General features: G+C 75.3%; 9 protein-coding genes. 3 read left to right on the top strand and 6 right to left on the bottom strand.

Annotation, left to right across the window (positions count from 1 at the left end; all coding sequences use genetic code 11):
- Positions 1-109: 109 nt before the first annotated feature.
- Positions 110-2,785, bottom strand: a complete 2,676-nt coding sequence (lanKC, locus tag ACFWIC_RS22390; RefSeq protein WP_380519843.1) for a class III lanthionine synthetase LanKC — start codon at positions 2,783-2,785, stop codon at positions 110-112.
- Positions 2,786-3,747: 962 nt separating this feature from the next.
- Here lanKC and ACFWIC_RS22395 point away from each other — a divergent pair.
- Positions 3,748-4,773 (top strand): YihY/virulence factor BrkB family protein, encoded by a 1,026-nt coding sequence (locus ACFWIC_RS22395; protein ID WP_329950223.1) that lies wholly within the window; start codon positions 3,748-3,750, stop codon positions 4,771-4,773.
- On the opposite strand, the gene ACFWIC_RS22400 is transcribed toward ACFWIC_RS22395, so the two are convergent.
- On the bottom strand, positions 4,770-5,975 hold the full coding sequence (locus ACFWIC_RS22400) for a mechanosensitive ion channel domain-containing protein (protein ID WP_329950224.1): 1,206 nt from the start codon (positions 5,973-5,975) through the stop codon (positions 4,770-4,772). The genes ACFWIC_RS22395 and ACFWIC_RS22400 overlap by 4 nt on opposite strands.
- A 217-nt stretch (positions 5,976-6,192) precedes the next feature.
- Here ACFWIC_RS22400 and ACFWIC_RS22405 point away from each other — a divergent pair, with 217 nt between their 5' ends.
- Complete coding sequence (locus tag ACFWIC_RS22405; protein WP_380362481.1) at positions 6,193-6,663, top strand: GNAT family N-acetyltransferase; 471 nt, start codon at positions 6,193-6,195, stop codon at positions 6,661-6,663.
- Between the two features lie 443 nt (positions 6,664-7,106).
- Here ACFWIC_RS22405 and ACFWIC_RS22410 read toward each other — a convergent pair whose 3' ends face one another.
- From ACFWIC_RS22410 to ACFWIC_RS22420, 3 genes are read right to left on the bottom strand one after another with little or no spacing between them, the layout of a single operon-like run.
- Positions 7,107-9,218 (bottom strand): xanthine dehydrogenase family protein molybdopterin-binding subunit, encoded by a 2,112-nt coding sequence (locus ACFWIC_RS22410; protein WP_380519844.1) that lies wholly within the window; start codon positions 9,216-9,218, stop codon positions 7,107-7,109.
- Entirely contained in the window at positions 9,215-10,249 is a 1,035-nt protein-coding gene (locus tag ACFWIC_RS22415; protein WP_380519845.1) for an FAD binding domain-containing protein, read from the bottom strand. The genes ACFWIC_RS22410 and ACFWIC_RS22415 overlap by 4 nt, the downstream gene beginning before the upstream one ends.
- The gene (locus ACFWIC_RS22420; RefSeq protein ID WP_380519846.1) at positions 10,246-10,821 is read right to left on the bottom strand and encodes a (2Fe-2S)-binding protein; all 576 of its coding nucleotides are present in this window, start codon (positions 10,819-10,821) and stop codon (positions 10,246-10,248) included. The genes ACFWIC_RS22415 and ACFWIC_RS22420 overlap by 4 nt, the downstream gene beginning before the upstream one ends.
- A gap of 186 nt (positions 10,822-11,007) precedes the next feature.
- Here ACFWIC_RS22420 and ACFWIC_RS22425 point away from each other — a divergent pair, with 186 nt between their 5' ends.
- The gene (locus tag ACFWIC_RS22425) at positions 11,008-11,661 is read left to right on the top strand and encodes a nucleotidyltransferase domain-containing protein (RefSeq protein WP_380519847.1); all 654 of its coding nucleotides are present in this window, start codon (positions 11,008-11,010) and stop codon (positions 11,659-11,661) included.
- Between the two features lie 71 nt (positions 11,662-11,732).
- Here the strand turns inward: ACFWIC_RS22425 and ACFWIC_RS22430 are convergent, their stop codons facing one another.
- Positions 11,733-12,386 (bottom strand): hypothetical protein, encoded by a 654-nt coding sequence (locus ACFWIC_RS22430; RefSeq protein ID WP_380519848.1) that lies wholly within the window; start codon positions 12,384-12,386, stop codon positions 11,733-11,735.
- Between the last annotated feature and the right edge of the window lie 117 nt (positions 12,387-12,503).

A 12,503-nucleotide genomic window follows, 5' to 3' on the forward strand; every position in this document is an offset into this window, starting at 1 on the left:
CGCGGCCGGGGGGGGGCCCCCCCCCCCCCCCGGGGGGGGGGGGGGGGGGGGGGGGGGGGGGGCGCGGGGGGGGGGGGGGGGGGGGCGCCCCCCCCCCACGGGGGTGGGGTCAGCGGGGGGCGGCAGGGCGCCGGCGCGGGGGCGCGGTGCCGGGTGCCCCGGTGAACGGGAGGAACGGGGTGCCCGCCAGGGCCGTGCCGAGGGCCAGCAGCACGCCGGCGGAGCCGGTCGCGAGGTCCGTCGAGAGGCGCAGCAACTGGTCGCCGGGGAAGGCGAGCCGCCCTCGGTAGGGGATCCGGTGGAGGGCCAGCAGGGCACGTTGGCGGTCCAGCAGCGCGGTGCGGTCCGCCGAATCGGTGGCACCGGCGGCGTCGGGGGCGCCCGCCGTACCGGCGTCACCCGTCGCACCGGCCGCGCCGTTCCCGCCGCCCGCTCGCCCGCCGGTGCGGGCGAGGTAGCCGAGCAGCCCGGCCCGCCCGTTGAACAGACCGGCCTGGATGACGAACTCGGGCTCGGCGGCCCGCAGGATCGCCGCCTCCCGCTCCGCCAGGACGCAGTCCGGCCGGTGGGCGAGCAGTGCGTCCAGCACGAGGCCGATCCCGGCGCTGCCGGTCTCGATGTAGGGCAGGACCCGGCGGCCGTCGACCACCTGGAGCGTCCCGTCACTCACCTCGACGCACCGTTCGAGGTCCAGCCCCAGGAGCGTCTCGGCCTGGTCGAGCAGCGAGTGGTCCCCGGTGTGTTCGTGTAGCCGGACGAGGGCGAGCGCGGCTCCCGAGGCACCGGCCAGGAGCCCGGAGCGGCGCTTGGCGTCGCCGTTCCCCGCCTTCTCCCACGCCCCGGCGGCGGACCGGGCGACGTCGAGTGCCTCGTCCAGCATCCGGTCGTCGCCGGTGGCGAGCGCGAAGTGGAGCAGGGTGAGCGCGATGCCGGGGCCACCGGTGGCCAGGCCCGGTGACGGTTCGCCGTCCACGGCCCCGGGGAGGCGGCGCAGCAGACCCAGTGCCTGCTGGTGCTCGCCGAGCAGGTCCAGGACGTAGGCCACGCCGTGGCCGCCGTGGTAGAGGCCGGCCGGGAGGCTTCGGCTGCGGGCGGCGTCCGCCAGCCAGTCGACGTGTCCGGGGTCGACGACGGCGCCGGTCGTGTGCAGGGCGTAGAGGACGCCGGCCGCGCCGTGGGCCAGGCCGAGTCCGCCGTGCGTGAACTGGGCGATGTCGCCCGGGAAGAGCCGGTCGGTCCGTTCGGGGGTGGCCGTCGCGGCGATGCCGGCGGCCAGCGAGTCCCTGATCGCGGGCCAGTCGGCGACCGGCTGCTCCAGCAGCGCGCGGGTCTCGGCGTGCCCGTGGCTCAGTTCGGGGCGGGGCGTGCGGCCGTCGTCCGGTGAGGATCCGAGGTAGCGGCGGATGTCGTCGGTGTAGCCGGGAGGCACCGGGAAGCGGCGCTCGACGGCGTCCGCGAGCTGGCCGGCCTTGCCAGGGTCGAGGGCGGTGAGCTGGACCAGGGGGTAGAAGAGCCAGAGGCGGATCGCCGCCAGCCCGTACCGGTCGATGTCCGTCCCGGTGCGGCCGGGCGGGGCGGTGAACCCTGCTGCCCCGAGTGCGGGCCGGAGGAAGTCGTCGACGGTGCTGGCGAGTTCGAAGTCGATGAAGCAGAGCTCGCCGTCCGGACGGACGATCAGGTTGTGCGGGTGGAGGTCCCCGAAGACGACGCCGCGGGCGTGGATCCCCGCCAGGGCCCGTTCCACCTGCCCGACGACCGCGACGGCGTCCCGGGTGTACTCGGCGACGGCGCTCTCGTCGGCGTCCGGGTGGATGAGCGGGTAGCGGGCCGTGAGCCATTCGCTGAGCGACTGCCCGGCCACGTACTCCTGGACCAGGAACTCGTGCTCCCAGGCGGTGAGGAGGCCGTGTTCGGCCGGGACTCCGGGGACTCCCGACAGACGGCGGAGGACGGCGTGCTCGTTGCGCAGCCGGGTCACCGCGTCGACGCCGCGTTGGTCGAGGCCGGCGAACGGGCGCGCCTCCTTCAGTACGACGGGCGGCCCGTCCTTCCCGTCGCGGGCCAGGTAGACGCCGCCGGCGTTGGAGAAGTGCAGGACGCGTTCCACCGCGTACGGCAGTCCGGTGTCCTGCGGCGCGGCGCGCTCGGCGACGGCCGGGGCGATGCACGCCGGGACGGGCGCCCAGGAGGGGACGGAGAAACCGGCGCCGCGGACGTCGGGGACGAGCCGGCCGTCCGGTCCGACGAGGGCCAGCACCCGCTCGCCGGCCTCGTTGCGGCAGTGGCGTTCGGCGAACCCGCCGTACCTCAGGTAGAGCGGGCCGTCCTTCCAGCGCAGGTCGCTGAGGATGTACGGGCCCTTGCGGCCGGCCAGCAGCTCGCCGAGACCGTCGAGACATCGCTCCAGCTCCGCGTCGTCCACCGGGTACAGCGTGCAGAACTTGCCGCTGGAACCGCGCGGCGCGTACTTGGAGTTCTGCACCTGGAGGATCGGCAGCCCGCGCAGGAACTTGAAGGTCACGCCCTCCCGGAGGCAGTAGGAGAAGACGGTCTCCAGCACCTCCTCCGCGGTCTCGATGCACGAGGAGACGTGGATCTTCCAGCCCTGGTCGGGGATCCGGACACCGACGGGACGCACGACGGCCCACATCTCCAGCTCGCCGTGCTCCCAGCCGTCGGGCAGCGGCCGGGTGACGGCGGCGAACTCCTCGTGCGCTCCCCAGCGCCGGGGCGAGTCGTAGAAGAGCGGGTCGGCGTAGGCGTAGGCCTCGTACCGGTTGTCCAACGGAACCCTCCTCGTGGCGGGGGTCTGGTCGGTGCAGGGTTCGGTGCAGGGTTCGGTGCAGGCGGGAAGAGCGCGCGGCGGAGCCGGGGGTGGTGGAGCGGGGGCGTGGAGCGAGGACGTGGTGCGGGACGACGGTGAATCCGTGCCCGCCCCGGGCGTCGAGGTGCCGGCCGAATGCCTCGGGTATCGAAATCTTGTATGGCGATACGGCCATCCGAATAGTGGGTCCGCCGGGGAATCTCCGCAACGGCGCACGTTCTGCCCGGACGGCCGGTTCTGCGCACCCGGATTGCGCCGGTGACATTCCGAGAGCGGGGCGCGCGGCCACGCGCCGGCTGCTGCCGTTCGGCGTCGTTCGCCGCCGGTGGCGGCCTCGGGGTCGGCCGGAGCGGGGCGCGGGGGTCCGCCCGTCCCGTCGACTGTATGGCCGACCACCTGGAGGGACGGCCCCTCCGGGGCTCCGCCGACCGGCGTGGGCACGCGCGCCTCGCGGCTGCCGGCTCCGGCGCACGCCCGGCGGAGGGCAGGGTTTCGGCGTCCGTGGACCACCCGGGAAGGGAGTTCGGATTCTGTCGAAATGCCGAACAGAATCATCCGTTCCGCATTTCAGTTCTATTTCGACAGTATTTCTAGGATTCGGAAAATTCGTTTCTGCATGTCCTGGCTGCCTCGGACGGGAGCGGTCCGCCGGAACCCGTCCGGCCCCAGAGGCACCTCCGGCCCATCGGGCACCGATGAGCACGCCGGCCGTCGGGGTCGAGGCCGCACGAGCCACCCGCGTCGGTTCGCAGGTGTGCGACCGCCTGACGGCGCGGCGGGCCCGTGTGCGGCGGTCCGCGGCGGGCAGACGAGCGAGGCGCATCCACCCGCGCCGGCAGCACGCGGTGGCGGGGCGCCCGGGCCGTCCGCGCGGTGCGCGGGACGGGACTTGAGGAGAGCAGCCGTACGAGGAAGGAGGGACCATGCCGGCCTTGACCCACCGACACCGCGGCGACCGGGGCCCGTTCGGGTTGCGTCGCCGCCACCCGGCGCCCGGCGCCCGACGGGCGCCCCGCCACGGATCCGATCGGCACGTCCCGCAGCCCGGGCACGGGGTGCTACGGCACGCCGGCCGGTTGCTGCTCGGCGACGAACTGTTCGACCGGGCGGCGGCCCTCACCTACTACGGGGTGCTGGCGCTCTTCCCCGGTCTGCTGCTGCTGACCGGCCTGCTCGGCCTCGCCGGGCCCTCGCCCGGAGGGCAGGTGATGGACGGCCTGCGCCGGCTGGCGCCCGGCCCGGCCGGCGACGTCCTGCGGGACGGCGTCGGGCAGGTGCAGCAGAACTCCGGTGCGGGCGGGGCGTTCGCGGTACTGGGGGCGGTCGGGGCCCTCTGGTCGGCCTCCGGCTACGTCGGCGCGTTCATCCGTTCGGCCAACGCCGTCCACGGGGTCCGCGAGCGCCGCCCGCTGTGGCGGCTGGCACCGGTACGGCTGGCGCTGACCGCGGTGCTGGTGGTGCTGCTGGCGGCGGGGGTGACGATCGTGGTCCTCACCGGACCGATCGCCGAGCAGGCCGGCCGGGCGCTCGGGGTCGGGGACTTCGGCCTCACCGTCTGGTCGTTCGCCAAGTGGCCGGGGCTGGTGCTGCTGGTCACCCTGACGGTCGCGGTGCTCTACCGGGCGGCCCCCGACCTCCCCTCCCGCGAACCGCGCCTGATCTCCCCGGGCAGCGCGCTGGCGGTCGCGCTCTGGCTGGCCGCCTCGGGCGGCTTCGCGCTCTTCGCCGCGTACGTCGACACGTTCGGGCGGATGTACGGGGCCCTGGCCGGGGTGATGGTGTTCCTGGTCTGGCTCTGGCTCACCAACCTGGCGGTCCTGCTGGGCCTGGAACTCGACGCCGGGCTCGCCCGCCGGCGGACGGCCGCGGCGTCCGGGCCCGCCGTGTCCAGGGCAGCCGTGTCCAAGGCCGCCGTGGCCGGGCCCGCCGCCGGGCGGGACGCGGTCTAACTCCGCCCCGGCCGCTCCCGCTCCTGATCCCGGTTCCGGTTCCGGTCCTGATCGCCGCCCGCCGGCTCGGACGGGTTCGGCCGCTGCGTGGGCACCTCGGCGTGGCCGCGGGCCGGGACCGCATCGGGAGGGAACGGGGCCGTCTCGTCCGGGAAGGACCCGGCCACCGCCTCGGTCCGGGCGACGGTGACCCGCGGAAGCGCGTAGGGGTGCCGGTCGCGCAGGAACGCGACCAGGTGCTCGCGGACCGCGCAGCGCAGCTCGAAGGCGCGGTCGGCGTCGGCCGCGGTCATCAGGGCCCGGACCACGATGGTGCTGGGGGTGGTGTCGACCACCTGGAGCGCCCGGCCGGTGCCGTCCCACCGTTCGTCGCCCGCCAGCAGCTTCTCGAACTCGGCGCGCAGCTCCTCGACCGGCGTGCGGTGGTCGAGGTGCAGCAGGACGGTGCCGGTGATCCCCGGGTCCCGCCGGGACCAGTTCTCGAACGGCTTGCCGGCGAAGTACGAGACCGGCATCACGATCCGCCGCTGGTCCCAGGTGGCGATCACCACGGCGGTGAGGGTGATCTCCTCGACCGTGCCCCACTCGCCGGCCACCACCACGACGTCGCCGATCCGCACCATGTCGCCGAAGGCCAGCTGGATCCCGGCGAACAGGTTGGCCAGCGAGGACTGCGCCGCGACGCCCGCCACGAGGCCGAGCAGACCCGCCGAGGCGAGCAGGCTGGCGCCGACCGCGCGCACCGCCGGAAACGTCATCAGGGCGGCGGCCAGGGTGAGCACCGCGATCGCCACGTCCGAGATCCGGCCGACCAGGTCGACCTGGGTCCTGACCCGGCGCACCCGCCCGGGGTCCCGCCGTCCGGCGGCGTACGTGGTCAGCGCGGACTCGATGAACAGCGACACCGTCCGCGCGGTCAGCCAGCCCGCACTGACCAGCACCGCCAGCAGGAGCGCGTGCCGGACCGGCGGCCGGATGCCCGGGCCGAGTCCGGCGGCCGGCTCGCAGCCGAGCAGCAACGCCGCCGTGGCCGTCGCCAGCACGGGTATCCGGCAGCGCCGCAGCACGTGCCACCGGCGGGCGCCGGGCCGGGCGGCGGACAACCGGCCGACGGCCAGCTGCAGCACCCGGTCCACGGCGAAGACGGCGGCCGGCACTGCGGCCGCCACCAGCAGCGGGCGAAGGACGGTCCAGATCGGCATGTGGGTCTCTCCTCCGGTCGTGATCGGGGTCCGGATACGCGTCGAGGCCCCGGGGGGAGAGCCGGGGCCTCGACGCCGGGCGCCGCGGACGGGGCGGCGCTGTCCGTCGCCTTCCCGCTGAGGGTTGTTCAAACATCCGCACGGCACCTGACCGGCCGGGCACCCCGGAGAGGCCCCTTCCGGGCGCGCCCCCGGGGCGGGCTGACACGATGACCGCATGGATGACGTGGACCTGGGCGGATTCGTCGTGCGCCGTGCGCGGGAGTCGGAGGCGGATGCCCTGGCGGGGATCGACACGGTCGCGGCCGGAGGCGACGACGGGCGGCGGGAGAGCATCCGGAGGTGGTGCCGGGAGGGCCTCGCGGTGGTGGCGCAGGGGCCGTCCGGCCTGCTGGGCTACTGCGTGGTCGAGTACACGTTCTTCGGGCACGGCTTCGTCCCGATGCTGATGGTGTCCTCCGCCGCGCGCGGCGGAGGCGTCGGCCGTGGCCTGCTCGATGCCGCGGCGCACGCGTGCGCGACCCCGAAGCTGTTCACCTCGACGAACGTCTCCAACCAGCCGATGCAGCGGCTGCTCCGACGGGCCGGGTGGAGCCCGGTCGGCCTTCTGCACGGCCTCGACGACGGCGACCCCGAGCTGTTCTACCTCCTGCCGGTGGCCGGAACGAACTCTGCACCCGTGACCTGACCTGACCTGACCTGACCCGGCGCCGGCCGACGCGCGGCAGGGGCCCTCCACCCGACCCGAACGGTGACCCGGAGTGTCCGGCCGGTCGCCGGGTGGCGGGAGCGGAGGCATGTCTGCGGACCGGGGCGAGGGCGAGCGGTGAGTTCTTCCTGCCCGTGGGCGACGTGATCGTCACCTGACGACGTGGCGGACACGGGTCTGGCCCCGGCGGAGCTTCGCCGGGGCCAGGTCTCTCCGTGTCTCCAGGGCTGCCGTGTCGCAGGCTCGGTGAGGGATGCCGCGCAGAAGTGAGACCCGCTGCGCCCGGGCGCCGATGGGTCGGCGGCCGGCTCTGACGAGAAGATCTTCAGCGTCGACCCCCCTAAATGACGGTCGCTCACCAGCCGGAGCCGAAGAATTTTCGGTCTCGGTGTCGGCTTCCTTGCCGGTTCCCGTGCCCCGGGTCAGCCCGGCAGGTGCGGCAGACGGGGCAGACGGGGCAGCAGGGCCTCGGGCCGGATCGGCAGTTCGCGGACGCGGACGCCGCACGCGTGGCGGACGGCGTTGACGACGGCGGCGGCCGTGCCGACGATGCCGAGCTCGCCGATGCCCTTGGCCCCCATCGGGTTCAGGTGTTCGTCGTGCTCGTCCAGCCAGAACGCCTCGACGACGGGGACGTCGGCGTTGACGGCGACGTGGTAGGAGGCCAGGTCCCGTTCGGCGTGGTCACCGAACCCCGGGTCCAGGGTGCTGTGTTCGAGCAGGGCCATCGACGCGCCCATGATCATCGCGCCGGTGAACTGGGAGCGGGCGGTGCGGGTGTTCAGGATCCGGCCGGCGGCGAAGACGCCGAGCAGCCGGCGCAGCCGCACCTCGCCGGTGTCGGCGTCCACCTCGACCTCGGCGAACTGGGCGCCGAAGGCGTGCCGGGCGAAGGTACTGCCCGCCGCGACCGCGTCGGTGGTGTCGGCGCGATGGCGGAGCCCCTCGGAGGGGAGGGGCGTACCGCCCCGGTCGGTGAGCGCGCGGCGCAGCCCGGTGCAGGCGTCGTGGACGGCCCACCCCCAGGAGGCGGTGCCGGCCGAGCCGCCCGCGAGCGGGGCGGGCGGCAGGTCGCTGCGGCCGATCTCCACGTCCACCCGGTCCGGGGGGACGGCCAGGGTCTCGGCGGCGACGGCGGCGAGGACGGTGCGGGCACCCGTGCCGATGTCGGTGGCGTTGACGCGCACGAGGAAGGTGCCGTCCGGGCGGGCGAGGACCTCGGCGGTGGAGGGGGCGATCAGCACCGGGTAGGTGGCGGACGCGACCCCGCTGCCCAGCAGCCGGCGCCCCTCGCGGCACGGGCCGTCCGCGTGCCGGCGGGACCAGTCGAAGCGGCGGGCGCCCTCGCGCAGGCACTCCACCAGGTGGCGGCTGCTGAACGGGCGGTCGCTGTCCGGCTCGACGGCCGGTTCGTTGCGGATCCGCAGCTCGACCGGGTCCAGCCCGCAGGTCTCGGCCAGCTCGTCCATCGCGCACTCCAGCGCGAACATGCCCGGGGCCTCGCCGGGCGCCCGCATCCAGGACGGGGTGGGTACGTCCTGGCGCACCACCCGGTGGACGGTCCGGCTGTTCGGGGAGCGGTACATCACCCGGGCCGGGACGGCGGCCTGCTCGACGAACTCCCGCACGGTCGAGGAGCGGGTCGTCACCTCGTGGGCCAGCGCGGTGATCCTGCCGTCGTCGTCGGCACCCAGCCGGACCCGGTGGACGGTGGGCGCGCGGTATCCGGTGAGGGCGGGCAGCTGGTCCCGGGGCAGCGCGAGCCGTACCGGGCGGTCGACCCGGCGGGCGGCCATCGTCGCCAGCACGGCGTGCGGCCGGGTGGTGCCCTTCGAGCCGAAGCCGCCGCCGACGTGTTCGCTGATCACCAGGACGTCGGCGACGGCCAGGCCGAACAGCGTGGCGAGGGTCGTCCGGACCTGGTTGGTGCCCTGGCTGGAGTCGTGCACGGTCAGGCGTTCGCCGTCCCACTGCGCGGTGGCGGTGTGCGGCTCCATCGGGTGGTTGTGCAGCGGACCGATCCGGTAGGTGCGGTCGATCCGGACGGCCGCCTGACCGTGGGCGGTGTCGAAGTCGCCGCGCTCGCGGACGGCCGGGTGGCCGCCGTTGGCCTGGGCCGGGGTGTAGAGGCCCTGGTGGTCGTCGGTCAGGACGACGTCGAACGGCTCCGGCCGGTAGACGCACTCGATGGCGGCGGCGCCGGCCCGGGCGTCCTCGGGGGTCTCGGCGACGACCAGGGCGACGATCTGGCCGCGGTGGGCGATCCGCGGGGACTGCAGGACGGCGAGCGTCGGATCGCCGTCGTCGGGGAGAGCGAGCGCGGGCGCGTCGTGGTGGGTGAGTACCGCGAGCACGCCGGGGACGGCCAGTGCGGCCTCGGTCCGTACGGCGGCGAGGTCGCCGCGGGCGATCGTGGCGGGCACCGGCCAGGCGTGGGCGAGGCCGTCCGGGTGGTGGTCGCCGGCGTAGCGGGCGGTGCCGGTGACCTTGGCCCAGCCTTCGAGGCGGGCGAGGTCCGCCCGGTCGGTGGTCATCTGTCCTCCTGGACTTCGTCGGTCGGCGCGCTCGGAGCAGGCGTTGCGGCCTGCACCGCCAGCGCGGTCAGTTCGGTGACGGCCAGCCGGTGGGCCAGCGGCACCTTGAACGCGTTGTCGCGCAGCGGGCGGGCGGTGGTCAGCTCGGCGTCCATGGCGCGGGCGAACGCCTCCTCGGTGGCCGGGCCCCCGGCGAGCGCGGCCTCGGCGGTGAGGGCCCGCCAGGGCTTGGGCGCCAGTCCGCCGAAGGCCAGCCGGACGCCGGCGACCCGGTCGTGGCGCACCGTCAGCAGGACGGCCAGGGAGACGGTCGCGAACGCGAAGGAGGCGCGTTCGCGGACCTTGCGGTAGCCGCCCGTCGCGCCGGCCGGCGGCGCGGGCAGCTCGACGGCGGTGATCAGCTCCGCCGGTGCGAGCTCGGTGTCGCGGTCGGGCGTGTCGCCGGGCAGCCGGTGGAACCCGGTGAGCGGGAGCACGCGGTCGCCGTCCGGTCCGGTGAGGTGCACCACGGCGTCCAGCGCGACCAGGGCGACCGCGAGGTCGGAGGGGTGGGAGGCCACGCAGTGCGCGGAGGTGCCGAGCACGGCGAGATCGCGGTGGACGCCGTCGAGCGCGGGGCAACCCGAGCCGGGAAGACGCTTGTTGCAGGGTTTGGTGACGTCCTGGAAGTAGAGGCAGCGGGTGCGTTGGAGGAGGTTGCCGCCGGTGGTGGCCGCGTTGCGCAGCTGGCCGCTCGCCCCCGCCAGGACGGCCCCGGAGAGGAGCGGGTAGCGGTCGCGGACCAGGGGGTGCGCGGCGAGGTCGCTGTTGCGGACGGTGGCACCGATCCGCAGGCCGCCGTCCGCCGTCTCCTCGATCCGGTCGAGCGGCAGGCGGGCGATGTCCACCAGCAGGGCGGGCCGTTCCACACCGAGCTTCATCAGGTCGACCAGGTTGGTTCCGCCGGCCAGTGCCCGGGCCTGCGGGTGGGCGGCCAGCAGGGCGACGGCCGACGCCACGTCGGCCGGGCGGTGGTATCCGAGCGGCCTCATCCGGCGACCCGCGATCCCGCGCCGGCCCCGGCCGGCCGCCCGCCGGCGCCCTGCCCGCCGGCCGCGCCCGCGGCGGCGTCCCGCAGCACCCGGCAGACGGCCCGCACGATGCCGGGGTAGGCGCCGCAACGGCAGAGGTTGCCGCTGAGCAGCTCGCGGACGGCCGCTTCGTCGAGCGGGTCCGCCGCGGCGGCCGTCTCGTCGAGCAGGCCCGCGGCCGAGCAGAGCTGGCCCGGTGTGCAGAAGCCGCACTGGAACGCGTCCTCCTCGACGAACGCGCGTTGCAGCGGGTGCGGCCCGTCCGGCCCGGCGAGCCCCTCCACGGTCCGGACGGCTGCGCCGTCCTGGGCGACGGCGAGCAGCAGACAGCTGTTGAACCGGCGCCCGTCCAGCAGCACCGTGCAGGCCCCGCACTGGCCGTGGTCGCACCCCTTCTTCGCGCCGGTCAGACCGAGCCGGTCCCGCAGCGTGTCCAGCAGGGTGCTCCGGTGGTCCACCGTGAGCGTGTGCGGGTGGCCGTTGACGGTCAGCGTGATCGTGCTCGCGGTCGGCACGGTTTCGGTGGGATCCATGAGGCCAGGCATTCCACCGGGGTCGCGTCCGGACACGCCGCCGCCGCGCAGACCACCGAAACGACGCACCGTGCCGCGTCGAGGGGAGCGGTGCCGCAGGCGGGCGCGCCGCTCGCCGTGCTCGCTCACCGGACGGCGTCCTGCGGGGAACCCGTTCCGTGACCGACCTCTCGGTAGGCTGGTCGGATGACCGATGGACTTCCTCCCGGCGGCGTCGGGATCACCGAGGCCGAGGCCGGGGCCAGATGGGCGAACGCCTGGACGCCCGCCGAGGTCGCGGCCCGGCTCGCAGGCGTCTCGGCCCCCTGGTGCGTCGCCGGGGGATGGGCCGTCGACCTGTTCAGGGGCGAGCGGACCCGGCGCCACGACGACCTGGAGATCGCGGTCCCGGCCGCGCGGTTCCCCGAGATCCGGGCCCGGTTCGACGCGTTCGCCTTCGACGTCGTCGCGTCCGGCCGTCTCTGGGAGCTCACGCCGGAGGTGGCGGGACTGTCCCACCAGACCTGGCTGCGCGACCCCGCGACCGGGGACTTCCTGGTGGACGTCTTCCGCGAGCCGCACGACGGACCGACCTGGATCTGCCGGCGCGACCCCTCGATCCGCCTGCCGTACACCGCCGTCGTCCGCCGGACGGTGGACGGCATCCCGTACCTCGCGCCGGAACTGGCGCTGCTGTTCAAGGCCAAGGCCGCCCGCCCCAAGGACCGGCACGACTTCGCCGGCGCGCTCCCCCTGATGGACGGGGCCCAGCGGCAGACCCTGGCCGCGCTCCTCACCCGGGTGCATCCGGGACACGGCTGGCTGGCGGACCTCCCGCCGGTCGACGGCCCCGCGCCCTGAAGACCCCGCGCGCTGAAGACCCCGCGCTCGGACGGCCCCGCGCTCCGACGGCTCCGGTTCGCCGTGCAGCGTCACCGGCGCCCCCGGGTGCGGCGGGCGTAGTCGACGGTGACGGCGGCGAGGAGCGGGCCCCAGGCCACCAGGGGGAGGTAGCAGAGGGTCATCACCAGAGCGGCGAGGCCCTGCGGGGCGTCGGGGCTGCCCATGTTGTCGGGGCTGTTCCAGCAGAGGACACCGAGGACGCCCGCGGCCGTCAGGACCAGTGCGCCCAGGGCGGCCGGGACGACCGCGGCGAGGGGGCGGACCGCGCGCCCGCCGATCAGGGGCATCCAGCGGGGGACCACCCGCCCCCAGGGGCGGACCAGGCCGAGGGTGAGGAAGGCCAGGACCTCGGCGAGCGCACTCAGGGTCAGCATGTAGACGGTGCCCCAGCCGGGGACGTTCTGGTGGAGGAAGGCGAGCGCCTCACCGGAGAAGCCCATCGTCGCGCCGAAGGCGAAGGCGATCCGCCAGAGTCCGGACGGCACGGTGGTCCAGACGGCCGCCTTGGCGGCGAGTTCGGCCCAGCGTGGGGCGGGGGCGACGGCGGGGGCTTCGGCCGGGACGCCGGCCGGATGGAACGAGGACCGGACGGCGCCGTGGCCGGACGGCCGGGCCTGCAGGGTCGGAGTCCGGGTGGACTCGGTGGACCCGGCGGACCGGAAGGACTGCGTGGTGTCGATCATGGGACTGGCTCCTCTTCCCGGCGGCCCGGTCGGCCGCTGCGATGCCTCAAGACTGCTGGTCGGGCGGGGTGGGGCGGCAGATGCCGATCGGGCTGTTCCGGGAGGTCCGGCCCGGGC

It is taken from the genome of Kitasatospora sp. NPDC127035 (assembly GCF_042726075.1).
Classification (GTDB): Bacteria; Actinomycetota; Actinomycetes; order Streptomycetales; family Streptomycetaceae; genus Kitasatospora.